Source organism: Caballeronia sp. BR00000012568055 (assembly GCF_029439455.1).
Classification (GTDB): Bacteria; Pseudomonadota; Gammaproteobacteria; order Burkholderiales; family Burkholderiaceae; genus Caballeronia.
On sequence record NZ_JAQFVG010000312.1, the window covers coordinates 1 to 24,671 of the forward strand.

Consider the following 24,671-nt stretch of genomic DNA (forward strand, 5'->3'; position numbering starts at 1 on the left):
CCGGCGACGTGGCGGGTGAGCGCATCGAGTTCGCGCGCGAGGCGGCGGTCGAGTAGCCAGAGGCGGAAGCCGTGGATCAGAAACGCGCAGATCGCGGTCGGGATGCCCCACACGGCAACGTGCATCGGTTCGACGACGATGCCGGCTTCCTTCAGGAACGTGGTCATCAGTACGATCGCGCCGAACGCGACGAAAATGTCCTCGCCGAAGAACAAGCCGACGTTGTCCGTCGCCGCCGAATACGCGCGCAGCTTGTAACGCGTGGCATCGGATAACTTGCCGTAACGGGCTTCGGTCGCGCCTTCGGCCATGGGCGCGAGCAGCGGGCGCACCATCTGCGGATGGCCGCCGAGTCCCGTCAAGCCGACCGCCGCCGTGATTTCACGCACGAACAGATAAACGATCAACAAACGCCCGGCCGTCGCCGCCTTGATGCCCGAAATCCACATTTGCGCGCGTTCTCGCAGACCGTGTCGTTCGAGCAAGCCGATGACCGCGAGCGGCAGCAAAATGATGAGCGGAATATTCCGCGTCTTGAGAAACCCGCTGCCGATGGCGGTCAGAATGCGCTCCACCGGAAAATGCGCTGCGAATCCGGTGATGATCGCGGCGGCGGCGACGATCAGCATCGGATTGAAGCGCAGCACGAACCCCACGATGATGACAGCCACCCCGATGAGCGGCCATAAATTCACAGACGTAGTCATAAGTTCTCCAAACGGACAGGGAAGCACCGCACCTCGGACGGGCGCTCTTGCTTGCGGCTCTGTGGCCACTTGTTGAAACGCCCCGCGTTAGGCGGGGCGTTTCTCGAAACCAATCAAGCGGCGCGGGCTGCGCGTACGTCGATGCCCGCATCGGTCAATGCGCCGCGAATGCGACGCGCAAAAGCCAGCGCGTGCGCGCCATCGCCATGCAGACAGATGGTCTGCGCGTTCAATGGCACCCATTCGCCCGATACCGCCTGCACGCGCTGTTCACGCACCATCGCAAGCGTGCGGTCGAGCACCTGATCCTCATCGTCGAGCAGCGCACCCGGTTCCTTGCGCGGCACGAGCGAGCCATCGGCGCGATAGCCGCGATCCGCGAATACTTCTTCCACAGCGATCAAACCGGCGCGATGCGCGGCATCGATCAATCCGCTGTTGGCGAGGCCGAACAGCAGCAGCGACGGATCGAAGTCATGCACGGCGGACGCGATGGCATCGGCTATTTCGGGGCTTTTTGCGGCTTGGTTATATAGCGCGCCGTGTGGCTTCACATGCGCGATACGCCCGCCTTCCGCCTGCGCAATCGCCGACAACGCGCCAAGCTGATACAACACGCCCGCGTAAATCTCCCCGGGCGGCAGATTCATTTCCTTGCGGCCGAAGTTCTCGGGATCGTTGAAGCTCGGATGCGCGCCGATCGCGACGCCTTTCTGCACGGCCCAGCGCACGCACTCGTGCATCGCGGTGGCGCCGCCCGCATGCCAGCCGCACGCGATGTTCGCAGAGCTGACGAGATCGAGCAGCGCTTCGTCGGTGCCGCAGCCTTCGCCGAGATCGGCGTTCAGATCGATTTCCATGATGGTTCGTCGTTCGTTCGAAGTAGTCATTACGTTGGGATATCCGGCCGCGTCTTGTGCGCAGCTCGCGTCACACTCGCGCGATGCGTTCCTCGTGCATCGCGATTGCCGTTTCCACCTGACTTACGTACTGCCGTTCTTCCGCAAGCGCGCTACGCGCCTCTTCCACCGATGTTTCGATAAACCGCACGCCACCATTCAGGCGCACTTGCGCGAGCTTCCACAAATCCGCCTTGATGACCGCGCCGATCTTCGGATAACCGCCTGTGCTCTGCGCATCGCCCATCAGGACGATCGGCTGGCCGTTCGGCGGCACCTGAATCGTGCCGGGCAGCACCGCGTGCGAGAGCAACTCGGTCTTGTCTTCGCGCTGCAACTCCGTTCCGGCCAGACGAAAGCCCATCCGATTGCTGTTCGGCGTGATGGTCCATTCCTCGTTCCAGAAATCGCGCTGCGCCTGCTGCGTGAAGCTTGCATATTCCGGGCCGCGCAGCACGCGGATCGGCACCGACCACGCAAGTCCGGGCGCGTGACGGCCGCGACGGATGGGTTCATCGACGAGAACGAATTTGCACCATGCAGGCGCTTTCACGCCGAACGCCGGTTCTTCCGGCGAAAACGCGATGCCCTTGTGCGGCTGCGGCACGCCGACCGGCAGACGATCGCCGTCGCGCAGCGCGCGGCCGCCGAGACCGCCGAAGCCCGCGCCGAGATCGGTGCTGCGCGAACCGAGCATCGGCAAAACGTCGATGCCGCCAGCGATCGCCACATAACCGCGCATGCCACGCTTGGCCGCGCGCAGCGTCAATTCCTGACCCGCGCGCACGGGCACGCTCCACCACGAATAGATCGGCTTGTCGTCCAGCGTCGCGCCGAAATCGACGCCCGTAATGGCGATGCGCGTCGCGTGCTTGAAGCGCAGCACGATCGGCCCGAACGTCACTTCGATACCCGCCGCGTCCGGCTTATTCCCGACGATCCGATTGCCGATTTCCAGCGACAGCGCATCCAGCGCCCCGCCCGAACTGACGCCGAGATGCCGGTAACCGTGACGCCCCAAATCCTGCACGGACGTCAGCAGGCCCGCGCGAATCACGTCGATCATGCGCGCACCTCCACGGGCTTGAAGCGCACGCGGTCGCCGGGTTGCATCAACGTGGGCGGATTGCGCGACGGGTCGAACAGCTTGAGTTCCGTGCGTCCGAGCAATTGCCATCCACCGGGCGAAACCGCCGGATAAATCCCCGTCTGCGCTCCGCCGATTCCCACGGAACCCGCCGGCACTTCCAGCCGCGGCTCCGTCCGGCGCGGCATGTGCAGCGACGCATCGAGTCCGCCGAGATACGCGAATCCCGGCTGAAAACCGAGAAAAAACACGACGTATTCGGCATCCGAATGCCGCTTCACGACTTCATCGACCGACAAACCTGCGTGCTTCGCGACATCGGCGAGATCGGGACCGTCGTAATACACGGGAATTTCGATGTCCGCGCCCGCGTCGTCATTGACGCCAACGCTTTCCCAGCCCGCTTCCAGCTCGGACGCGAGCGATTCGTAATCGGCTTGCAGCGGATCGAACACAATCGTCAGATTGTTCATGCCCGGCACGACCTCGACGACGTGCGGCATCAGGCGCGCGATATCCGCGAGCGCCCAAATGCGGCGCTGGCAGTCGAGCGTGGCGGGCGGCGCGGATTCGCACACCAGTGCGGTGTCGCCCAACGGATAAATGCGTGGTGTTGTCATGCCTCGTTTTGCCTTGGATGCGGCGCGAAAGGTCTGCCTTACGTCGCCACACAATGTTACATTGTCAATAAATTATCAAGAAATTATCTATTCAGGTTTGTCCGGAGCGTTGCAAAGCGCTCAGCACGCGTGCTGGCGAATAACGTCGCGCTACACTCCGATGCACCTTTCAGCGGGTTCAACCATGTCGCGTCACCCTACCAAGATCGTCTCGTCCGAGCATCTCGTTTCCGAAACCAGCGCGGAGCTTTCGGAGTTCGAGTATGGCCTCATCATGGTCAGCAACGCATTCAATCGATGGATGGTGCGCTGCATGTCGGCGGCGGGCGCGAAGGATATGACTGCGGTGGAAGTGTCGCTGCTGCATCACGTGAGCCATCGTGATCGGAAGAAGAAGCTGGCGGATATTTGCTTTGTGCTGAATATCGAAGACACGCACGTGGCCACGTACGCGCTGAAGAAACTCGTCGCGCGCGGTTATGTGACAAGCGAGAAAACCGGCAAGGAAGTGCTTTTTTCCGCGACGGCGGCAGGGCGCGAGTTGTGCGGCAAGTATCGCGAAGTGCGCGAGAGTTGCCTGATGGCGACGCTGCGTGAAAGCGGCATGACAAACGAGCAAATCGGCGATGCCGCGCAGTTGATGCGCAACGCCTCCGGTCTGTACGACACAGCGGCGCGCGCGGCCGCATCGCTTTAATAAATCGCCGATTCGGTGACGATGGCGTCCAGCGGCATATCGTGCTTTTCGCGCGGCAGCGAATCGCACTTGCCCGCTTCGAACGCGATGCCGATCGTCACCGGTTTCTTGTCCACAGGCCACGCCGCGAGCGTGCGATCGTAGTAACCGCCGCCGTAGCCTAAGCGGAATCGGTCCGTATCGAAGCCGACGCAGGGAATCAGCAGCACGTCCGGCACGATCACGCGTTCTTCTTGTGGAACGGGAATCTTGTAACGCCCAGTCTTCATCGGCGATTCAGCGTGCCACGCGTGAAACGCCATCGCCGAATGCGGTGTCACCACGACCGGCAACGCGCCTTCACGCGCATCCGAAGCAGCGAGCCACTGCGTCATGACGCCGCGTGCATCGAACTCACCGGCGACCGGCCAATAAAAGCCGATACACGCGATGTCGTATTCATCGATCACGCGCTTCAACTGCGCGGCGAGCGCCTGATCCATCGCGGCGCGCGCGGGGTTTTCATTGTGCGCTTCACGGCTTGCCAGAAGCCTCGCGCGCAATGCGCTTTTAGGCTGAACATTGAGTTCTGCCGAATCGTTGCGTGCTATGCTTTGGACCGATCTTAGGACCAATTTGCGCTCCAGAAATAACGATGTCAAAACGTCTCAGCCGAGTATATCTTGCGGCCTTCTCAGCGATCGCCGCGTTCACGATGGTCGCCTGCGGAACCGCTGCCGCCGTCCCGCCCGATGCCGATTCTCAACCGTCGTCCGACGACCGCATCTTCATGCAGTTGCGCGACGCAGCCCGCAACAACGATGCCGGCAAAGCCGCCGTGCTCGCCGCGCAGATTCCGAACTATCCCGCGCCGAGCTACATCGAATATTTCACGATCAAGCCGCAGTTGTTCGACTCGCAAGGCCACGCGCGCGCGGATGCGCCCGACGCGCCGGTGTTGTCGTTCCTGCAACGCTATGACGGCCAGGCCATTGCCGACCGCATGCGCAACGACTATCTGGTCGTGCTCGGCGGCCGTCACGATTGGAAAAACTTCGAGCAGCAATATGCCCGTTTCGTGCTCAACGACGACACGCAGGTCAAGTGCTACGCGCTCGAAGCCCGCATGTCGCGCGGCGAGAATGTCGCGGATGCAGCGCGTGCGCTGCTCGTCGATCCGAAGTGGTACGGCGACGGCTGCGTCGATCTGATCGGCGCGCTCGCGGAATCCGGTCAGTTCACCAGCGACGATATCTGGCAGCAAATTCGCATTGCGTACGAGCAGAACTACACGACCACCGGCTCGAATATCGTCGATGCGCTCGGTCAGGAAAAGCCGAAGCCCGAATTGCTCGATAACGCCGTCAACAAGCCGCCGCTGTATCTGGCGCGCGGCGTCATGCCGAACACGCCCGCGCATCAGTTGACGCTGCTCGCGATCACGCGTCTGGCGCGCAACGATCCGGCGATGGCCGCGGCCACTTTCTCGTCCGTTGCGCCGGGGTTGACGGCGCAGGAACGCGCGATCGGCTGGGGCACGATCGGCTATCAGGCGGCGTTGAAGCGCATGCCGTCGGCGGCGGATTGGTATCGGCTGTCGGCGAATGCGACGCTGTCGAATCCGGCGTATGAGTGGCGCACGCGCAGCGCCTTGCTCGCCGGTGACTGGAACATGGTGCGCTGGTCGATCGAACAGATGCCGCCGACGCTGCGCAATCAGCCGTCGTGGGTCTACTGGCACGCACGCGCCCTCAGACAAGCGGGCGACGCGGCCACGGCGAATCAGGAATTCCAGACCATTTCCGATCAGTACAACTTCTACGGCCAGCTCGCGCTCGAAGAACTCGGCCAGAAGATCACCGTGCCGCAACGCACGACCGTCAGCGACGCCGAAATTGCGCAGATGCAGTCGGTGCCGGGCTTCGCGCTGTCGCAACGGTTCTATGCGCTGAACATGCGGCTGGAAGGCAATCGCGAATGGAACTGGCCGCTGCGCAGCATGACGGATCGCCAGTTGATCGCGGCGGCGCAGTATGCCAAGCGCATCGAACTGTTCGATCGCACGGTCAACACCGCCGACAAGACCAAGACCGAGCACGATTTCACGCTGCGTTATTTGTCGCCGTTCCGCGATATCGTCGAACGTGACGCGAAGGATACGAGCCTCGACGTCGAATGGGCATACGGGCTGATTCGCCAGGAATCGCGCTTCATCATCAACGCGCGTTCGGAAGTGGGCGCGGGCGGCCTGATGCAATTGATGCCCGGCACCGCGCAATTGGTGGCGAAGAAGATCGGTCTGGGCAGCGTCTCGCGCGCGCAGATGAACGACATCAACACCAATATCCTGCTCGGCACGAACTATCTTTCGATGATCTACAATCAATTTGATAATTCGCCCGTGCTCGCCACCGCCGGTTATAACGCCGGTCCGGGTCGGCCGCGCCAGTGGCGGCAGGATTTGCGTGCGCCTGTCGAGGGCGCGATTTTTGCTGAAACGATCCCGTTCGCCGAAACCCGCGATTACGTGAAGAACGTGCTGTCGAACACCGTGTATTACGCTGCTTTGTTCGAAGGCCGTCCGCAATCGCTGAAGGCGCGCCTGGGCTATATCGCTCCCTGATCGTGAGTTGATCGTTATTTGAGCGCTTTGTCCGCGCCCGCGCTTCTTCCGGCGATTCGTCGAACGGAAAGATGCGCGGGCGTTTTCGTTTTCATGTGCGTCTCGCGCAACCCAAGACCGCAGTCCAGAACGCGAAGAGGCGAATATGCGACATCAGAAAGTAGCGCTGATTGGCGGTTCGGGTTTTATCGGCAGTCACTTGATCAATGCGCTGGTCGATCTCGGTAAGAACGTGCGCGTCGCCACGCGGCGGCGCGTGAATGCGCAGCATCTGACGCTGCTGCCGATCGATGTGATCGAATGCGATATCCACGATCCCGTGCAACTCGCCGGTTTCATCGATCAGGCCGATGCGGTAATCAATCTCGTTGGCGTGCTTCAAGGGCGGCGCGGCGATCCGTACGGGCCGGAGTTCGCGAAAGCGCATGTGGAATTGCCGCGCAAGATCGCGGCGGCGTGCGAGGCGAAGGGCGTGCGGCGGCTGCTGCATATGAGCGCGATCGGCGCGGATTCGCAAGGTCCGAGCATGTATCTGCGTTCCAAGGGCGACGGCGAAAAAGCAATCCGCGAATCCGGTCTGGACTGGACGCTGTTTCGCAGTTCGGTCGTGTTCGGTCCCGAGGACAATCTGCTCAATCAGTTTGCGTTTCTCGAACGCGTGTTCCCGGTGATTCCGCTCGCCTGCGCCGATGCGCAATTCCAGCCCGTCTTCGTCGGCGATGTCGCGAAAGCAATGGTCAACGTGCTCGATCTCGATGCCGCCAACGGCCAAACATACGAACTCGCCGGGCCGCACGTCTACACGCTCGCGGAACTCGTGCGATTCGCGGGCGCGACCATCGGCAAGCATGCGCGCATCATCAAATTGCCGGACAGTCTTGGCCGACTTCAGGCAATGACTATGGAAATGGCGCCGGGTGAGCCGATCATTTCGCGCGACAATCTCGACTCCATGCAGACGCCGAATATCGCCAGCGGGCCGTTGGCGCCGGAGTTGGGTATCGACGAACCGGCGAGCATCGAGGCGATCGCGCCGCTTTATCTCACGGGCAATGCACCGCGTTCGCGGTTTGGTTCCTTTCGCGCTACGGCGCATCGTTAAATTAGTTGGAGTGGTATGAAGCTCGTTATCGGTGACAAGAATGCCTCTTCCTGGTCGATGCGGCCGTGGGTTCTGCTCAAACATTTCGGCATCGCGTTCGATGAAGTGCTGATTCCGCTGTACGCGCCGGAGTCCAAAGCGAATCTGCGCAAGGTCTCGCCGACAGGAAAAGTGCCGTGTCTCATCACCGATTCGGGCGACACGATTTGGGAATCGATCGCGATCATGGAAACGATCGCTGAGATGCATCCCGAACACGCGATGTGGCCGCGCGATGCCATCGCTCGCGCACACGCGCGCAGCGTGAGCGCGGAGATGCACGCGGGATTCTCGGATCTGCGCAAGAACATGCCGCTCGAAATTTTCAAGCGTGCGCCGGGCGAAGGCGCAACGCCCGAAGCGCTCGCCGATATCGCGCGCATCGAAGCGATCTGGGCTGAGTGTCTGAGCAAATCCAACGGTCCGTTTTTGTTCGGTGACTTCACCATCGCCGATGCCATGTTCGCGCCCGTCGTCATGCGTTTCAACACTTACGCGCCCGCACTGAGCGCGCAGTCGCAAGCGTACGCAAAACGCATCACCGAATTGCCCGCCGTCGCCGCATGGATCGATGACGCGCGCAAGGAAATCGGCCGATGAACATCTACGCCGTGGGCGGCGCGATCCGCGATGAATTGCTCGGTGTGCCGGTCGTGGATCGCGATTACGTCGTGGTTGGCGCGACGCCGGAACAAATGGTGGCGCAGGGGTATCGGCCAGTCGGAAAGGACTTTCCGGTGTTTCTGCATCCGCGCACGCAGGAGGAATACGCGCTGGCGCGCACCGAGCGCAAAACGGCGGCGGGTTATCACGGTTTCCAGTTTTACTATTCGCCGGACGTCACGCTCGAAGAGGATTTGACGCGCCGCGATTTGACCATCAACGCGATGGCGCGCGAAGTGAGTCCGAGCGGCGAACTCACCGGCCCCGTGATCGATCCGTTCGATGGCCGTGCCGGTCTGCAAAGCAAGCTGTTCCGCCATGTCGGCGATGCGTTTATCGAAGATCCGGTGCGCATTCTTCGCCTCGCGCGGTTCGCCGCGCGTTTCGCGGACTTCAGCGTTGCGCCGGAAACCGCCGAACTGATGAAGCGCATGGTCGCCGCCGGCGAAGTCGATGCGCTCGTGCCCGAACGCGTATGGCAGGAAATATCGCGCGGGCTGATGGAGAAAAAGCCATCGCGCATGTTCGATGTGCTGCGCAGTTGCGGCGCGCTCGCCCGCATTCTTCCCGAAGTCGATGCCCTGTGGGGCGTGCCGCAGCGCGCCGACTATCACCCCGAAGTGGACACTGGCGTTCACGTGATGATGGTGCTGGATTACGCGGCATCGCAGGGTTTTGCGCTGCCGGTGCGCTTTGCCGCGCTGACGCATGATCTTGGCAAGGCGACCACGCCGGAAGATGTGTTGCCGCGTCATATCGGTCATGAAGGGCGCAGCGTCGATTTGTTGCGGCCGTTATGCGAGCGTCTGCGTGTGCCGAACGAATGCCGCGATCTGGCGCTGCTGGTCGCGCGCGAGCACGGCAATATTCATCGCGTCATGGAGATGGGCGCGGCCGCGCTCGTGCGTCTGTTCGAGCGCTCCGACGCGTTGCGCAAACCGGCGCGCTTCGCTGAAGCTCTGCAAGCCTGTCTCGCCGATGCGCGCGGCCGGCTCGGCCTCGAACAGCAAGCGTATCCGCAAGCCGAGCGCTTGCGCGAAGCGCTGGTCGCCGCACGCAGCGTCGATGCCGGCGCGGTCGCGCAGCAATACGCCGATCAGCCCGCGAAGATCAAGGACGCCGTGCACGATGCGCGCGTTGCGGCGGTGAAGGTATCGCTTAAGGGCGTCGCGGATTAAGCGAGCTGAAGGTTCGATAAAGCGTGGCGCGCTGCATCGAGCGGTGCGGTCCAGTCGTTGAAGCGCGTCTGCCGGAACAGACGCGTTTCGGGATACCACGGCGTAGACGATGTGAAGTTCATCCATCGCCAGTCGGTGCGGATGGCGGGCAGAAGCACCCAGCAGCGCTTGCCGAGCGCGCCCGCAAGATGCGCGGCGGCGGTATCGACGGTAATCACCAGATCGAGTTGCGCGATGATCGCGGCGGTATCGGCGAAATCTTCGATCTCGGAGCCGACATGCATCAACGGTTGGCCAGCGAGCGGGCGAGCCGCTTCGTCTTCGCCCTGTCCTTTCTGCAAACTCACGAAACTCGCCGATGGACACGACCACAGCGGCGCGAGCGTTGTCAGGCCGGGCAGCGAGCGTACCTTGTCGTTCGGGTGGATCGAACTGCCTTTCCACACCAGACCGACCTTCGCGCCGGGAAGCAGACTGAACCTTCGCCGCCAGTGCTCGAACGCTGCGTCCGGCACGGAAAGCACCTTTTCGGCGGACGGAATGGTTTCAGGCGTAGTGCGCGCGTGCAGCGGAATGCTCAGCAAAAAGGTCCAGCAGTCGTAGTGTCGCGGATCGGGCGACGCGCTTTCGCTGATCACTCGGTCCAGCCCGCGCGCAGTCTTCATCAGCCGATGCAGCTGATCCGGGCACACGAACGCAACATGCTTCGCGCCCATTTGCTTCAGCACGGGAAAATATCGGCTGAACTGAATAGCGTCGCCGTTGCCTTGCTCGGCATACACCAGCACGGATTTGCCTTTCAGCGATTCCCCTTGCCACTGCGGCAATTCGATTGCCGGCGGCACCGTGTTCCGATGCCCAAGCCGCGCGTCGTAGCGATTTTCATAGAGACGCCAGCCGTGCGCATAGTGTCCCGTCGCCAACATCAGGTGTGCAAGCTCGACCTTCGCTGACACCTGCACCGGATGATCATCCGATGCCACCCGAAACGCTGCGTCGCCTTCCGGCTGGTCGTTGAGAATGCGCCGAAACGTTTGTTCGGCTTCGGCAAGACGACCCTGATCACGCAGCACGACGCCGAGATTCATCGTGGCATCGGGGAAATCGGGGCGAAGTTTGAGCGCTTGCCGATATGCTTTTTCCGCCTCCGGCAGGCGATTGCGCGCCTGCATCACCACGCCGAGATTGCTGTAACTCGCCGCGTGCGCGGGATCGTGCCTGAGTGCCTCGCGTAGCGAGGCTTCGGCTTCCGGATAGCGTTTCTGATTCGTCAACAACACGCCAAGATTCGAATGCGCCTCGCAATAAGCGGGATGCAGTTCGATTGCGCGCCGGAAAGCGCGTTCGGCGTCGTCCGGTTTGTTCAGCGAGAGGTTGCACGCTGCGACAACGTTCCACATGGCCGGAGATTCGAAACCGGCATGCAGCACGGGTTCGAGCACCGCGAGCGCTTCGGCGAAACGCTGCGCTGCATAAAGACGCTCGGCTTCGAGATATTGTTGTTCGGCGTATGACGCGTCTATTTCGGAATTCGACATTCGAGCTTCCTGTCCATGTTTCAAAAGAACAGTGCAGCGCCCTGCCAGGAAGATCGCGCACCCGCTTGCGCGCGATTTTCCACGATTAACACGGCTTGCTCTTTAGCCGTAATTCGAATTTGCGCTCAAAGCGCCCGCGCAATCAAGGACAACACAATCGATAACAACAGCGTCGACATAAAAGGAAACGAATATTCCTTGCCGCGAAGACGCAGCGTGAAATCGCCGGGCAACCGGCCGATGCCGAGCTTCTTCAGCCACGGCAGCGAGCCGGACAAAATCGCCAGCGCGATGAAGGTGGTGATGACCCAGCGGATCATGATGGCGCGCTCATAGCGTGTGCGAACGATCGCCGGTGGCGAAGGCATCGAGCGTATCGGCGATGCCGCGCGAGAATGCGATCACCTTGAACAACTCGCCCATTTCCGCTTCGGACAGCAGCTTTTGCACGGCATTCGCGGCGGGCAGGAAGCGTTTGACATCGGAGGGATCGAGTTCGTCGAGCACATCGGTGATGCCCGCGTTCATCAGAAAGCGCGCCTGCGAGGTGAAACCGAGCAAGTCCGCGCCCGCATCCGTTCCCGCTTCCGCGATGCCCGTAAATTCCACATGCGCCGTGATGTCCTGCAAACCCGGATAAACGAACGCGTCCGAATGTGCGCGATGCCGGTAATGACACATCAGCGTGCCCGTCGCGCGCTGCGCGTGATAGAACTCGCGTCGCGGAAAACCATAGTCGATGAAAAACGCCGCGCCGCGCGTGATCATCGTGCAAATGGTCTTGGTAAAGGCGAGCGCCGCTTCGTGCGTTTCGGTGAGGTATTCGGCGAACGGCTCGTCATCGTTGGATTCGTCGATCGCGGTATCGATCAGTTCGATTTGCATATCGGCGGAAACCGGGCGGTCGTCGAAGGCGAAACGATCGTTCAGCAGCACGACGCCGCGCTCGTGCCACGCGCCGAGTTTGCGCACCACGAGGCGCACGGGCATGGCGTCCAGCACTTCATTGCCGATCACGACGCCTTCGAAACTTTCCGGCAACGCGCTCAGCCATTCCACTTTCGATGCAAACGCCTTCGCATACTTTTCGATGGTTTCCCGCTGACGCGCCCGCAACTCGCCGGACAAATCGACGATTGCGTAACTGTCGATTTTCTCGCCGAGCGCGTTCAGCAAGCCCGCAGCGAGTTTGCCCGTGCCCGCGCCGAACTCCATCACGCGACGCGTATCGCTGCGCTCGAGCGCCTGCGCGACCGGCCGCGCCAGCGTCAGCGCGAACAGCGGCGACAATTCCGGCGCGGTGACGAAATCGCTGCCATCGTCGCCGCGCAGGCCGAATTTCATTGCGCCGCCGCTGTAGTAGCCGAGGCCGGGCGCGTATAACGCGAGTTCCATATATCGATCGAACGGCAGCCAGCCGCCCGCAGCCGCAATGCGCTCGCGGATCAGATCGATCAGGGCTTCGGATTGCTCGAGCGCTTCGGCGCCCGGAGCAGGTAAACTATCGGTTTGTCGGGCTATCGGATTCATCCCAGTATTGTAAATGAGCGCTTCCACGCCGTTTTCTTCCGCCAACGTGCCGTCATCCGGTTCTGTCCCGCATTCCCGAAGCGTTCTCGTCACCGGCGCGGCGAAGCGCATCGGACGGGGAATCGCGCTGGAATTCGCGCGTCAGGGCTGGAATGTCGCGATCCATTACGGCGGCTCCGAACGTGACGCTGCCGAAGCCGTCGCGGAAATCGAATCGCTCGGGCGGCGCGCGGTCGCGCTGAAAGCGGATCTCGGCGTCGAAAGCGAAGTCGTCAGGCTAGTGCCCGCGTGCGTCGAAGCGTTCGGCGGATTGAACTGCGTCGTAAACTGCGCCTCGCGTTTCGATGAAGATACCGCCGCCGACTTCAGCTACGCGAAATTGCTGGAAATGACCGCCGTCAACGTCGCCGCGCCGCTGACACTCACGCGCATGCTGCACGAAATCACGCCGGATGCCGCCGCCAGCGACGACTCGAAGCGCGGCGTCGTCATCAATGTGCTGGACCAGAAGCTGTACAACATGAACCCGGATTACCTGTCGTACACGCTGACGAAGGCCGCGCTCGACAACGCGACCATCGCGCTGGCGCAGGCGCTGGGACCGAAGCTGCGCGTGGTCGGTCTCGCGCCGGGTTTGACGCTGATTTCCGCCGGGCAGACGCCGGAGACGTTCGCGTCGGCGCATCGCGTGACGCCGTTGAATCGTGCATCGACGGTGGACGACGTGGCGCAGGCCGCATGCTATCTGGCGAACGCGCATGGCGTGACGGGCACGACGCTCGTTGTCGATGGCGGGCAGCATTTGGTGCCGAGCCCGCGCGACGTGATGTACATGATCGGCACGCAGAAGCCGTAAACGCGCTTACCGAATTTAGCTGAATTTAGGAACACACATGCTTGCCGCACTTTCGCATCCCCGGCTCGCCGATTGCCGGCGGCTCTTTCTGCGCAATTACGAAGTCCGCATCAATATCGGCGTGCATGATTTCGAAAAGCGCGGCGAGCAGCGCGTCGTTATCAATGTCGAACTGTTCGTGCCGCTGGCGCTTTCCACGCCGCGCGCCGACAAGCTCGACGAAGTGGTCGATTACGACTTCATGCGCTCGACCATCGCGGCGCGCGTGCAGCGCGGCCATATCCATTTGCAGGAAACGCTGTGCGATGACGTCGCCGCCGCGCTCCTCGCGCATCCGAATGTGCGCGCCGTCGTGGTATCGACGGAAAAGCCCGACGTCTATCACGATTGCGACGCGGTGGGCGTCGAAGTCTTCCGCATCAAAGAGGAGCGAGCATGAACGCGCGTGAAAATCTGGCTGAAGGGCCAAATGAAGGGCCAAACGAAGAGCCGAAAGCCGAGCGCGAAGCGCTGACCAAACGCGAGCAGAAAGAAGCGTACGAGAACAACAAGCTGTTCAAGCGGCTCGCGCGTCAGGTCGGCCAGGCGATCGGCGACTTCAAGATGATCGAGCACGGCGACAAGGTCATGGTCTGCCTGTCGGGCGGCAAAGACAGTTACGCGATGCTCGATATCCTCATGCGCCTGCGCGAACGCGCGCCGATCGACTTCGAGATCGTCGCGGTGAATCTCGATCAGAAGCAGCCGGGTTTTCCGGAGCATGTGCTGCCGGATTATCTGAGCAACCTGGACATTCCGTTTCACATCGAAAATCAGGATACGTACAGCATCGTCAAGCGGCTGGTGCCGGAAGGCAAGACCACATGCTCGTTGTGCTCGCGGTTGCGGCGCGGCATTCTGTATCGCGTGGCGGGCGAGTTGGGCGCGACCAAGATTGCGCTCGGCCATCATCGCGACGACATTCTTCAGACGCTGCTGCTCAATATGTTCTACGGCGGCAAGCTGAAGGGCATGCCGCCCAAGCTGCAATCGGACGATGGCAAGAACATCGTGATTCGCCCGCTGGCCTACGTGAAGGAAAAGGATCTCGAAAAGTACGCGGAACTGCGCGAATTCCCGATCATCCCGTGCAATCTGTGCGGCAGTCAGCCGAACCTGAAGCGCGCCGAAATGAAGGCGCTGATCCGCGACTGGGACAAGCGTTTTCCGGGCCGCGTGGACAATATGTCCAACGCGCTGACGAACGTGGTGCCTTCGCATCTGATGGATCACAAGCTGTTCCCGTTCGGCGATCTGCGCGCCACCGGCGAGGCCGATCCGCAAGGCGATATCGCATTCGACGAGGAACCGTGCGCGAGCGAACCGTCGCCAGAGTCGAATGCCATTCAAATTGTGCACTTTGACGACATGTAACCCTTGCCGGATCATGCGCGGCCTGCATTGACGACACGTCAGCGCCGCGCCGCTGCACGCGTAAATGATGGTCAAATTCGCGTGATAGCATTGGCTTTCCTCCTATCAATCCTGCAGGTTTCCCAACGATGAACATCGTGATTCTGGCTGCCGGCATGGGCAAGCGTATGCGTTCCGCCCTGCCGAAAGTGCTGCACCCTTTGGCGGGCCAGCCGCTGCTTTCCCATGTCATCGACACGGCGCGCACGCTGTCGCCCACGCGCCTCGTCGTGGTCGTCGGTCACGGCGCAGAGAAAGTGCGCGAGATGGTCGGCGCACCCGATGTGCAATTCGCCTCGCAGGACAAGCAACTCGGCACCGGCCACGCCGTGCAGCAGGCCGTGCCGCTGCTCGATCCGTCCGTGCCCACGCTGGTGCTTTACGGCGATGTCCCGCTCACGCGCGCAAGCTCACTGCAACGTCTGCTCGATGCCGCCGGCACCGACAAGTACGGCGTGCTCACCGTCACGGTAGATAACCCCACGGGCTACGGCCGCATCGTGCGCAACGCGAATGGCAATGTGACGAAGATTGTCGAACAGAAAGACGCGACGCCGGATCAACTGGAAATCGCCGAAATCAACACGGGCATCATCGTGACGCCGACGCGTCAGTTGGAAGCATGGCTCGCGTCGCTGAAGAACAACAACGCGCAGGGCGAGTTCTATCTGACCGACGTGGTCGAGCGCGCGATCGAAGCGGGCGTCGATGTGGTCACCGCGCAACCCGACGCCGAATGGGAAACGCTCGGCGTGAACAGCAAGGTGCAGCTCGCGGAACTGGAGCGCGTCCATCAGCGCAATGTGGCGTATGCGCTGCTCGAAGCGGGCGTGACGCTGGCCGATCCTGCGCGTATCGATGTGCGTGGCACGTTGACGTGCGGCGCGGATGTATCGATCGATGTGAATTGCGTGTTCGAAGGCAACGTGACGATTGCGGATAACGTGAGCATCGGTCCGAACTGCGTGATCCGCGATGCGTCGATCGGTGCGGGCACGCGGATCGATGCTTACACGCATATCGAAGGCGCGACGGCGGGCGCGAAGGTCGTGCTCGGCCCGTACGCGCGTCTGCGTCCCGGCGCGAAGCTCAGCGACGAGGCGCACGTCGGCAACTTCGTCGAAGTGAAGAACGCCACACTCGGGCACGGTTCGAAGGCGAACCACCTCACCTATATCGGCGATGCGGATATCGGCGCGCGCGTGAATATCGGCGCGGGCACCATCACCTGTAATTACGACGGCGCGAATAAATTCCGCACCGTGATTGAAGACGACGTTTTCGTCGGTTCGGATACGCAGCTGGTCGCGCCGGTGCGCGTGGGCCGTGGCGTGACGATCGCGGCGGGCACGACGGTCTGGAAGGACGTAGGCGAAGGCGAACTCGTGCTGAACGAGAAGACGCAGATCAGCCGCAACGATTACGTCCGGCCGACCAAGAAGAAAAGTTGAGAGACGAACCCACCAAAGGATGAACGCATATGTGCGGAATTGTCGGCGCGGTAGCGCAACGTAACATCGTTCCGGTGCTGGTCGAAGGACTGCGCCGCCTCGAATATCGCGGCTATGACTCGTGCGGCGTCGCGGTGCTCGCCAATGGCGAACCGCGTCGAGCACGCAGCGTCGCGCGCGTATCGGACCTCGACGCGCAGGTGCGCGAAACCGAACTCAGCGGCATGACGGGCATCGCGCATACGCGCTGGGCCACGCATGGCGCGCCGGTGACCAACAACGCGCACCCGATTTTTTCGCGCGATACGGTGGCGCTGGTGCATAACGGCATCATCGAAAATTACGAGTCCTTGCGTGAGATGCTGAAGGGCAAGGGCTACGAATTCGTCTCGCAGACGGATACGGAAGTGATCGCGCATCTGATTCACAGCACGTACACGGGCGACTTGTTCCAGACCGTGCGCGATGCCGTGAAGCAACTGCACGGCGCGTATGCCATCGCCGTGATTCACAAGGATCAGCCGCATACGGTGGTCGGCGCGCGTCAGGGATCGCCGCTCGTGGTCGGTGTGGGCGAAGGCGAAAACTTCCTCGCATCCGATGCACTCGCACTCGCTGGCAGCACCGATAAATTCGCGTTCCTGGAAGAGGGCGATGTCGTCGAGATCAGTCTGGATGGCGTGAAGATTGCCGATCGCAACGATGCGCCGGTGGAGCGCGAAGTGCGCGTGGTCGCGGCGTATGGCGGCGCGGTGGAACTCGGGCCGTATCGCCATTTCATGCAGAAGGAAATCTTCGAGCAGCCGCGCGCGATCACAGACACGATCCCGCAAACCGATAGCTTCGACGCGAGCCTATTCGGTGAATCCGCTGCCAAGACGTTCGGCGAGATCGACAGCATTCTGATTCTCGCGTGCGGCACGAGCTATTACTCGGGCGTGACGGCGAAGTACTGGCTCGAATCGATCGCGAAGATTCCGACGCAGGTGGAAATTGCGAGTGAGTATCGGTATCGCGAGTCGGTGCCGAATCCGCGCGCGCTCGTGGTCGTGATCTCGCAATCAGGCGAAACCGCCGATACGCTCGCCGCGCTCAAGCACGCGCAATCGCTCGGTCACAAGCACACGCTCGCCGTCTGTAACGTCGCGACCAGCGCGATGGTGCGGCTCACCGAATTCGCGTTCCTGACGCATGCGGGGACGGAGATTGGCGTGGCATCGACGAAGGCGTTCACGACGCAGTTGGTCGCGCTGTTCGTGCTGGCCGCGACGCTGGGCAAACAACGCGGTTTCATCGATGAGAAGCTGGAAGCGGAGTACATCGGCCAGTTGCGGCACTTGCCGGCGGCGCTGAATAGCGTGCTCGCGCTGGAGCCGCAGATCATCGCGTGGTCGGAAGACTTTGCCCGGCGTGAGAATGCGCTGTTCCTCGGACGCGGGCTGCATTATCCGATCGCGTTGGAAGGGGCGCTGAAGCTGAAGGAAATCTCGTATATCCACGCTGAGGCGTATCCGGCGGGTGAGCTGAAGCACGGGCCGCTCGCGCTGGTGACGGAAGCGATGCCGGTGGTGACTGTGGCACCGAACGACACGCTGCTGGAGAAGCTCAAGTCGAACATGCAGGAAGTGCGCGCGCGTGGCGGCGAGCTTTACGTGTTCGCGGATTCGGATACGAAGATCGTCAGTGAAGATGGCATTCATGTAATTCGGATGCCGGAGCACTACGGCGCGCTGTCGCCGATTCTGCATGTGGTGCCGTTGCAGTTGCTCGCGTATCACACGGCGTGCGCGCGTGGGACGGATGTGGATAAGCCGAGAAATTTGGCTAAGTCTGTGACGGTGGAATAACAGTAGAAAACGTAGCGAGTTTGAACGAGGTCCGCGCGACTTGTGCGGACCTCAGCGTGTGAACGCAGAGGCTGGAGCGTCGAAATTCCCCGCCGCGCCCATGCCCGCCCTCTCAATCGAGGGCTTCTCACCACGTCGATCCGTTGGGTAGACGGACATCGGGACGTATCGCATCTATAACGCGCTGAAATCAAAAGCCTATGTGCTTCGTTGGTCCATTGACTTCGAGTCAATGGCCGCAAGGCAAGCGCCCACGCAGCCATCGCGCGTATCGCTTCGTAGAGCGATGACCCACGTCGATTTCGCGCAGGGTTTCCGTATCGATGAGCCAGCGTAACTCGCCCTCGAACGTCAGTCAGCCCAGATGGGTTCCCCGAGTTTTGGCAGGTGCTGTCTCCATAGAAGCCAGCCCCTGCATGATTCCGCATTCATCGACTGCGGATTCGCCGCCGCACCGGGCGCGCAGAGCGCTTAGCTGCTCGCGAAGATAAACAAGTTCGGCGATACGTTCTTCGACATGCGCAATGTGTTCGTCAACTAGAGCGTTAACGGTGCCGCATCCGTTAGCTGATTCGTCAGTAGCTGCGAGCAGTGTTCGCACCTCGTCTTGCGTCATATCGAGTGCACGGCAATGTCGAATGAATCGCAGTCGCTCAATATGCTCGCGGGAATAGGTTCGGTAATTGGCGTCGGTCCGTTCGGGCGGCGGCAGCAGGCCCTCTCTCTCGTAAAACCTGATGGTGTCGGTCGTGCAACTCGCGGCTTTCGCCAACTCGCCAATTCTCATCATCTGCCCCTTGGATCGCGCTTGACCTTGGAGTTGCTCCAAGGTGTCTACTGGGAGCATATACCAACCGGACAGATGACATGAACCCCTGCTGCGGAAGTAACTCCACCAGTCCCCCGGGCCGTTCAGCCGAGCAAGCGGGCGCCGACAATGCCACGGTCGTCGCGGCAGAAGAGCATGACCCAAACGAAAGATGTGGCCATATCCATGCGGATAACAGCGACGCGCAGCCTCTGCGCGCGCTCGAGCAGACCGCTATGGCCGGAGGTCTTGTTCGCACTCAGATGCGAATCATGCAGATGGACTGCCCGACTGAAGAAGCGCTGATTCGCAAAAAACTCGGGGCAATGCCCGAAGTGTCTGAGTTGCAGTTCAATCTTATGCAACGTGTCCTAACCGTTGTGCATCGCCCGGATGGCCTCCAATCCGTGGTTGCCGCACTCGAAACGTTGGGCTTCACGCCTGAAATAAGCGGAGACGACACGGCGAGTGATCGTGCGGCGGCGCCGGCCAGGAAGCCTTGGTGGCCACTCGCGGTAGCGGCAGGTGCAGCGTTGGGCGCTGAGGTCGCAGATTGGCTGGGAGTGCCGGTGGGGGCAGTCGCTGCGCTAGCCCTGGTCGCGATCGCCTTCTCCGGCATAAATACCTACAAAAAGGGCTGGGTGGCCATCCGCAACCTCAACCTCAATATCAACGCGCTGATGAGCATTGCGGTAACAGGCGCGCTGGCGCTCGGGCAGTGGCCCGAGGCCGCCATGGTGATGGTCCTGTTCACAATTGCTGAACTCATCGAAGCGAAGTCGCTGGACCGCGCGCGCAATGCCATCGAAGGTTTGATGAATCTCACCCCTGAGACCGCCACAGTCAAACAGCCAGATGGCTCCTGGGCAGACGTGGAAGCGAAGGTGGTTGAACTGGGTGCAATCGTCCGAGTTCGCCCGGGCGAACGTATCGCGCTTGACGGCGCAGTCAGCGAGGGTCGGTCCACTGTCAATCAAGCGCCCATCACCGGCGAGAGCATGCCAGTTGAGAAAGGGCCCGGTGATAGCGTCTTCGCCGGCACCATCAACGAGTCAGGGTCATTCGAGTACTCGGTAACCGCTGTTGCAAACAAATCGACGCTCGCCCGCATCATCCATGCTGTGGAAGAGGCACAAGGAGCCAAAGCCCCGACGCAGCGATTCGTCGACCAATTTGCCAAGGTCTACACACCGATTGTTTTCCTGATTGCGCTCGGGGTTGCTGTCGTGCCGCCGCTTTTCTTTGGGGATGGATGGTTCGACTGGGTGTACAAGGCCTTGGTGCTTCTGGTCATTGCGTGCCCATGCGCGCTAGTCATCTCGACGCCAGTTTCGATTGTCAGCGGCCTCGCGGCTGCGGCGCGCAAGGGTATTCTGGTCAAGGGTGGCACGTTCCTCGAACAGGGACGGAAGCTGCGGTGGTTGGCTCTCGACAAGACGGGAACCATCACGCATGGCAAGCCAGTGCTCGTCGCGGTCGAGATGCTCGCCGCCGATGTTGAGACTGAATTCGCACGTACCGTCGCAGCGAGTCTCTCCGGTCGCTCGGATCATCCCGTTTCGACGGCAATCGCCGGGGCTCCCGAAATGAGCGGTATCGCCCGACTTGATGTCGGCGGGTTTGAGGCGATCCCGGGACGCGGCATCGCCGGGTTTATCGCCGGTCGTCGATATTCGCTTGGCAACCATCGCCTTGTCGAGGAGCTTGGGCGTTGCTCGCCCGAACTTGAGGCACGGCTGGAACCGTACGAAAGTCAAGGCAAGACGGTTGTGATGTTGGCCGACAACGAACGCGTGCTGACCTTGTTTGTTGTAGCAGACACGGTAAAGGAAACGAGCCGCGAGGCCATCTCCGAACTTCGTATGCTTGGCGTGCAGACCGTCATGCTTACGGGCGACAACGTCCACACGGCAGTTGCTATCGCACAAGAGGTTGCCGTCGACCGCGCAGAGGGCGACCAACTGCCCAAAGACAAGCTGCGCGTGGTGGAGAGTCTGTCGAATCGCAAGGCCATGGTGGGGATGGTCGGCGACGGCATAAACGACGCTCCAGCGCTCGCGCGCGCTGACGTCGGCTTCGCCATGGGCGCGATGGGCACCGACACCGCCATCGAGACGGCCGACGTTGCGTTGATGGACGACGACCTGCGCAAGATTCCAACCTTCATCCGCCTCTCGCGGGCGACGCACGCAGTCTTGATTCAGAACATCACGCTCGCGCTCGGCATTAAAGCGATATTCCTGGCACTGACGCTGAGTGGCCTGGGGACCATGTGGATGGCCGTATTCGCCGATGTTGGCGCAAGCCTGCTTGTGGTCGCCAATGGCCTGCGACTGCTTCGTAAATGAACCGAGAAAATTCCGGAGAATCCCATGAGCTGGTTAGAAAAGATATTTCGAGGCCACCACGGCGGATATTCGCAGGGTGGTCATGGACGCGGTCACGATAGCTCGCACGGCAACCGCGGAAGCCATCATGGTGACAAGCACGCCCGCGATGGGTGGAATCGCGATGGCCGCACATACTCGAGCGAAGAATGGGGGCGTTCACCGGGCAACACGCCTGCGCCGCAAGCCGAAGTGGCATGCCCGAAGTGCAACGCGTCGAACGTAGAGGGTTCTCGCTTTTGCAGTCAATGCGCCACACGGCTTGCGCCTCAAGCCTGTTCACAATGTAGCCAGCCCCTGGCTGCGGGCACGAAGTTCTGCAGTAGTTGTGGCACGCCGGTGAAATCGTGACGCGGACTCAGCGTTTGGTGGCTCGAATCGAGATATTGAACTCGCTAAACGAAACGCCTCTAGCGAGGCGTTTTTTTTATTTCATCGGCATGCGAACCGTCGATTAATCGGTAAAATCATGCCGATAACGCCATTTTTCGGCCTTAACCGGCACAAATATGATGTTCCAGCTTTCCACCGCAGACGAAATCACGGCAGCGCTCGGGCAACGCCTGCGTGAGCATCGCCTCGCTCGAAATCTTCAGCAAAGCGAGCTTGCCGGGCGCGCGGGCATTTCCGAACGGGCGCTGCGGAATATCGAACGCGGCGGCAAAGGCACGTTCGAAAACATCGTTCGCGTTGCGCAGGCGTTGGGCCTCGCCGGCGATCTTGACTCGCTCTTCGACCTCAAGCCGCGTTCGATCAAGGCGATGGAAGCGGCCAGCATCAAACGGAAACGCGCGTCATGAAAAAGCTGAACGTCATCTATGCAGGCTGGGGCGAGCGTTTCCAACTCGCGCGTTTAGCCAACGACGGCCGCGATCTGCTGTTCGAATACTCAGGCGAAGCGCTTCGACGCGGCCTTCAACTGTCGCCATTCAAACTGCCGCTCGGTCCCGAATCATTTGGCAACTTTCCCGCGCATCAACTTCACTTACCCGGTCTGATCAGCGATTCGCTTCCCGATGGCTGGGGCATGCTGCTGATGGATCGGCTATTCCGAAAGCAAGGGCTGGAACCACAGCGCGTTTCGCCGCTTGATCGGCTCGCTTTCATCGGTGATCGGGCGATGGGCGCGCTCACGTTTGAACCGGCATCGGAAGAAGAACCGGCGCATCACGATATCGAGCTATTGAAGCTCGCACGGGAAGTTCGTCAGGTCATGACTGACGGCAGCGAATCTATGCTGCGCGAACTTGCGCTGATGGGCGGCTCGCCGCATGGCGCGCGGCCGAAAGTGCTCGTCAATTTCGATGCAGCCACCGACCGCATGTCGAACTCGGAAGACGGCGCGGGCACACCTTGGCTCGTCAAATTTCCGGCGCAGCACGAGCACAAAGAAGTCTGCGCAGTCGAAGCAATGTATGGCGCCATTGCATCCGCATGCGGTCTGCGTATTCCCGTCACGCGATACTTCGACCTCGGCGCGAATCTATCGGCATTCGGCATCGAACGATTCGATCGCACTGACGGTATGCGCGTACCGATGCACACGGCCGCAGGCGTCGCTCATGCCGACTTTCGCGTGCCACAGATGGACTACGTCGCGCTGCTCAGACTGACCAAGTTCATGACGCAAGACCTGCGCGAAGTGCCGCAAGCGTTCGAGCGCTGCGTGTTCAACGTCGTGTTCAACAATCGCGATGATCACGCGAAGAACTTCTCGTTCGTGATGGCATCGGATGGGCGCTGGCTGTTCTCTCCGGCGTATGACCTCACGTTCAATTCAGGTCCTGGTGGCGAGCATCAAATGGATATTTGCGGCGAGGCGCGAGCGCCCGCGCGTGAGCATCTGATGAAGCTCGCGAGTCTCACCGAAGTGCCGGAGCGTACGGCGAAAGAAACAATTGAACGCATCGCGGATGTCGCTTCCCGCTTCCGCAGCTTCGCCGATGATCTGCCGGTGGAATCGGAAACGCTGGACGCGATGGAGAAGGTCGTTCGCGCAAACCAGGCGCGCATGCACTGACGCCTCTGTGGACAACCCTGTCGAAACCTCACCCGATTAACTGTTCACGCTTTCTGAACAACTTCGTTTGCACGAAGAATCCGCCAAAGTTATTCAAGCTTCACTTCACAAACCGTCCGTTCATACCGAAGTTATTGCTCGCGTAAACCTCTGACGCGAAACGGCTGAAGGCACTTATCCACTGAAATGCGTCGTGCTTGTTAACTACTACGACGTATACATACGATCTCTTTTGTTTACATAGAGACGTCAGCAGACGTGCTCAAAAGAAAAGCGCATCACTTCGAAGGAGAAGGAGAAGCGGAGGCATGTACCTGTCGCAAGCGCTCACGGCTATTGCTCAAATGCAGCCGCATGGCAGCACGCGCATCGTCGGCATCCTGACGCACGATCGCCTGATAGATCGCTTTGTGTTCGCTCAGCACGTGACGCAATCGTTCGATCTGATCCAGCTCCGCAATCTCCGCTTTGCCTAACCGTGTACGCGGACTCACGCCGCGTCCCATCTGACTCAGCACGTCGTAGAAATATCGATTGCCACTCGCCCGCGCGATTTGCAGATGAAACTCGACATCGTGTTCGAGCACATCGGTGCTGCCGTTGGCCACTTGTTCTTCGAATCGTTTGAGCGCTGCGCCGATCTGCTTCAGATGCTGCTCTGTCCGACGTCCCGCCGCCCAGGCCGCCGCCGCGCCTTCCAGATCGATGCGAAATTCGATGATCGCCAGAATATCCAGCAAGCTCGACAGATCCGCATCCTGAAGCCGGACCGCTTCGCGATCCGCTGGCGCACGCACGAACGTGCCCACGCCATGCCGCGTCTCGACGATATTCGCCGCCTGCAAACGCGATACGGCTTCGCGCACCACGGATCGGCTGACTTCGAGTTGCTTCATTAGCGCGGCTTCGGTCGGAATCTTGTCGCCGGGACGCAGCGCGCCGCGCTCGATATCTTCGATCAGATTGGCTACGACTTTATCGGTGAGGCTGGCCATGTGGTTCTGCGGAGAGTGGAGTAGACATCGGACGCATCATGTATTCGCATTGGAACCGCGTCAACGGCGAACGATCGTTCTTAGTGTTAAGACGTCGTATAACATGTGTATCGATCAATACGTCGAAACTGCCTGAAGATAAGCGACTTAAGGGTTTACGCGTCTGCCTCAGCAGCTTAAAGTAACGGTACTC

Annotated in this window: 24 protein-coding genes; 14 read left to right on the forward strand and 10 right to left on the reverse strand. The window is 60.9% G+C overall.

Annotated features, from left to right (window positions below; genetic code table 11):
* The 4 genes from P7F28_RS23630 to pxpB all read right to left on the reverse strand — a co-directional run.
* A partial coding sequence (locus tag P7F28_RS23630; protein ID WP_277187192.1) for a DUF969 domain-containing protein occupies positions 1-707 on the reverse strand: 707 nt, incomplete at its 3' end.
* Between the two features lie 113 nt (positions 708-820).
* Complete coding sequence (gene pxpA, locus P7F28_RS23635) at positions 821-1,567, reverse strand: 5-oxoprolinase subunit PxpA (RefSeq protein ID WP_277187193.1); 747 nt, start codon at positions 1,565-1,567, stop codon at positions 821-823.
* A gap of 70 nt (positions 1,568-1,637) precedes the next feature.
* A complete protein-coding gene (locus P7F28_RS23640) occupies positions 1,638-2,672 on the reverse strand; it encodes a biotin-dependent carboxyltransferase family protein (protein ID WP_277187194.1) in 1,035 nt (344 codons plus the stop codon).
* A complete protein-coding gene (gene pxpB, locus P7F28_RS23645; protein ID WP_277187195.1) occupies positions 2,669-3,313 on the reverse strand; it encodes a 5-oxoprolinase subunit PxpB in 645 nt (214 codons plus the stop codon). Before pxpB ends, P7F28_RS23640 begins: the two co-directional genes overlap by 4 nt.
* Positions 3,314-3,497: 184 nt before the next feature.
* Between pxpB and P7F28_RS23650 the strand changes: the two genes are divergently transcribed.
* Positions 3,498-4,010 (forward strand): winged helix DNA-binding protein, encoded by a 513-nt coding sequence (locus tag P7F28_RS23650; protein WP_277187196.1) that lies wholly within the window; start codon positions 3,498-3,500, stop codon positions 4,008-4,010.
* Here the strand turns inward: P7F28_RS23650 and P7F28_RS23655 are convergent.
* The gene (locus P7F28_RS23655) at positions 4,007-4,651 is read right to left on the reverse strand and encodes a 5-formyltetrahydrofolate cyclo-ligase (RefSeq protein ID WP_370467391.1); all 645 of its coding nucleotides are present in this window, start codon (positions 4,649-4,651) and stop codon (positions 4,007-4,009) included. The two genes, P7F28_RS23650 and P7F28_RS23655, sit on opposite strands and share 4 nt — an antisense overlap.
* Here P7F28_RS23655 and P7F28_RS23660 point away from each other — a divergent pair.
* From P7F28_RS23660 to P7F28_RS23675, 4 genes are all read left to right on the forward strand, one after another.
* Positions 4,645-6,612, forward strand: coding sequence for a lytic transglycosylase domain-containing protein (locus P7F28_RS23660; RefSeq protein WP_277187198.1), 1,968 nt, complete (start codon positions 4,645-4,647; stop codon positions 6,610-6,612). The genes P7F28_RS23655 and P7F28_RS23660 overlap by 7 nt on opposite strands.
* A gap of 145 nt (positions 6,613-6,757) precedes the next feature.
* A complete protein-coding gene (locus P7F28_RS23665; RefSeq protein ID WP_277187199.1) occupies positions 6,758-7,714 on the forward strand; it encodes a complex I NDUFA9 subunit family protein in 957 nt (318 codons plus the stop codon).
* 15 nt (positions 7,715-7,729) lie between these two features.
* Positions 7,730-8,353 carry a glutathione S-transferase family protein gene (locus P7F28_RS23670; protein WP_277187200.1) on the forward strand — a complete coding sequence of 208 codons (624 nt, stop codon included), beginning with the start codon at positions 7,730-7,732 and terminating at the stop codon, positions 8,351-8,353.
* Positions 8,350-9,594, forward strand: a complete 1,245-nt coding sequence (locus tag P7F28_RS23675; RefSeq protein ID WP_277187201.1) for a multifunctional CCA addition/repair protein — start codon at positions 8,350-8,352, stop codon at positions 9,592-9,594. Before P7F28_RS23670 ends, P7F28_RS23675 begins: the two co-directional genes overlap by 4 nt.
* On the opposite strand, the gene P7F28_RS23680 is transcribed toward P7F28_RS23675, so the two are convergent.
* The 3 genes from P7F28_RS23680 to P7F28_RS23690 all read right to left on the reverse strand — a co-directional run bounded on the left by P7F28_RS23680 (position 9,591) and on the right by P7F28_RS23690 (position 12,662).
* Positions 9,591-11,132, reverse strand: coding sequence for a tetratricopeptide repeat protein (locus P7F28_RS23680; protein ID WP_277187202.1), 1,542 nt, complete (start codon positions 11,130-11,132; stop codon positions 9,591-9,593). The two genes, P7F28_RS23675 and P7F28_RS23680, sit on opposite strands and share 4 nt — an antisense overlap.
* A 125-nt stretch (positions 11,133-11,257) precedes the next feature.
* Positions 11,258-11,452, reverse strand: a complete 195-nt coding sequence (locus tag P7F28_RS23685) for a DUF2905 domain-containing protein (protein WP_277187203.1) — start codon at positions 11,450-11,452, stop codon at positions 11,258-11,260.
* A 10-nt stretch (positions 11,453-11,462) separates the two neighbouring features.
* Positions 11,463-12,662, reverse strand: coding sequence for a class I SAM-dependent methyltransferase (locus P7F28_RS23690; RefSeq protein WP_277187204.1), 1,200 nt, complete (start codon positions 12,660-12,662; stop codon positions 11,463-11,465).
* A gap of 13 nt (positions 12,663-12,675) precedes the next feature.
* On the opposite strand from P7F28_RS23690, the gene P7F28_RS23695 reads away from it, so the two are divergent.
* The 5 genes from P7F28_RS23695 (at position 12,676) to glmS (ending at position 18,268) form a co-directional block, all read left to right on the forward strand.
* Complete coding sequence (locus P7F28_RS23695) at positions 12,676-13,518, forward strand: SDR family oxidoreductase (protein WP_277187205.1); 843 nt, start codon at positions 12,676-12,678, stop codon at positions 13,516-13,518.
* A gap of 37 nt (positions 13,519-13,555) precedes the next feature.
* Complete coding sequence (locus P7F28_RS23700) at positions 13,556-13,957, forward strand: dihydroneopterin aldolase (RefSeq protein WP_277187206.1); 402 nt, start codon at positions 13,556-13,558, stop codon at positions 13,955-13,957.
* Complete coding sequence (ttcA, locus tag P7F28_RS23705; protein WP_277187207.1) at positions 13,954-14,931, forward strand: tRNA 2-thiocytidine(32) synthetase TtcA; 978 nt, start codon at positions 13,954-13,956, stop codon at positions 14,929-14,931. Before P7F28_RS23700 ends, ttcA begins: the two co-directional genes overlap by 4 nt.
* A 128-nt stretch (positions 14,932-15,059) precedes the next feature.
* Positions 15,060-16,421, forward strand: coding sequence for a bifunctional UDP-N-acetylglucosamine diphosphorylase/glucosamine-1-phosphate N-acetyltransferase GlmU (glmU, locus tag P7F28_RS23710; RefSeq protein ID WP_277187208.1), 1,362 nt, complete (start codon positions 15,060-15,062; stop codon positions 16,419-16,421).
* Positions 16,422-16,450: 29 nt separating this feature from the next.
* Positions 16,451-18,268: a glutamine--fructose-6-phosphate transaminase (isomerizing) gene (glmS, locus tag P7F28_RS23715; RefSeq protein ID WP_277187209.1), complete on the forward strand. Its 1,818-nt coding sequence runs from the start codon at positions 16,451-16,453 to the stop codon at positions 18,266-18,268.
* Positions 18,269-18,623: 355 nt separating this feature from the next.
* On the opposite strand, the gene cadR is transcribed toward glmS, so the two are convergent.
* Positions 18,624-19,055: a Cd(II)/Pb(II)-responsive transcriptional regulator gene (gene cadR / locus P7F28_RS23720; protein ID WP_277187231.1), complete on the reverse strand. Its 432-nt coding sequence runs from the start codon at positions 19,053-19,055 to the stop codon at positions 18,624-18,626.
* A gap of 80 nt (positions 19,056-19,135) precedes the next feature.
* Here cadR and P7F28_RS23725 point away from each other — a divergent pair, with 80 nt between their 5' ends.
* The 4 genes from P7F28_RS23725 to P7F28_RS23735 all read left to right on the forward strand — a co-directional run bounded on the left by P7F28_RS23725 (position 19,136) and on the right by P7F28_RS23735 (position 23,483).
* The gene (locus P7F28_RS23725) at positions 19,136-21,424 is read left to right on the forward strand and encodes a heavy metal translocating P-type ATPase (protein ID WP_370467392.1); all 2,289 of its coding nucleotides are present in this window, start codon (positions 19,136-19,138) and stop codon (positions 21,422-21,424) included.
* A gap of 24 nt (positions 21,425-21,448) precedes the next feature.
* Complete coding sequence (locus tag P7F28_RS33900) at positions 21,449-21,814, forward strand: zinc ribbon domain-containing protein (RefSeq protein WP_368860374.1); 366 nt, start codon at positions 21,449-21,451, stop codon at positions 21,812-21,814.
* A gap of 158 nt (positions 21,815-21,972) precedes the next feature.
* Positions 21,973-22,263 carry a helix-turn-helix domain-containing protein gene (locus P7F28_RS23730; protein WP_277187210.1) on the forward strand — a complete coding sequence of 97 codons (291 nt, stop codon included), beginning with the start codon at positions 21,973-21,975 and terminating at the stop codon, positions 22,261-22,263.
* Entirely contained in the window at positions 22,260-23,483 is a 1,224-nt protein-coding gene (locus P7F28_RS23735; protein WP_277187211.1) for a type II toxin-antitoxin system HipA family toxin, read from the forward strand. Before P7F28_RS23730 ends, P7F28_RS23735 begins: the two co-directional genes overlap by 4 nt.
* 278 nt (positions 23,484-23,761) lie before the next feature.
* Here P7F28_RS23735 and P7F28_RS23740 read toward each other — a convergent pair whose 3' ends face one another.
* A complete protein-coding gene (locus tag P7F28_RS23740; RefSeq protein ID WP_277187212.1) occupies positions 23,762-24,478 on the reverse strand; it encodes a FadR/GntR family transcriptional regulator in 717 nt (238 codons plus the stop codon).
* Positions 24,479-24,671 lie beyond the last annotated feature (193 nt).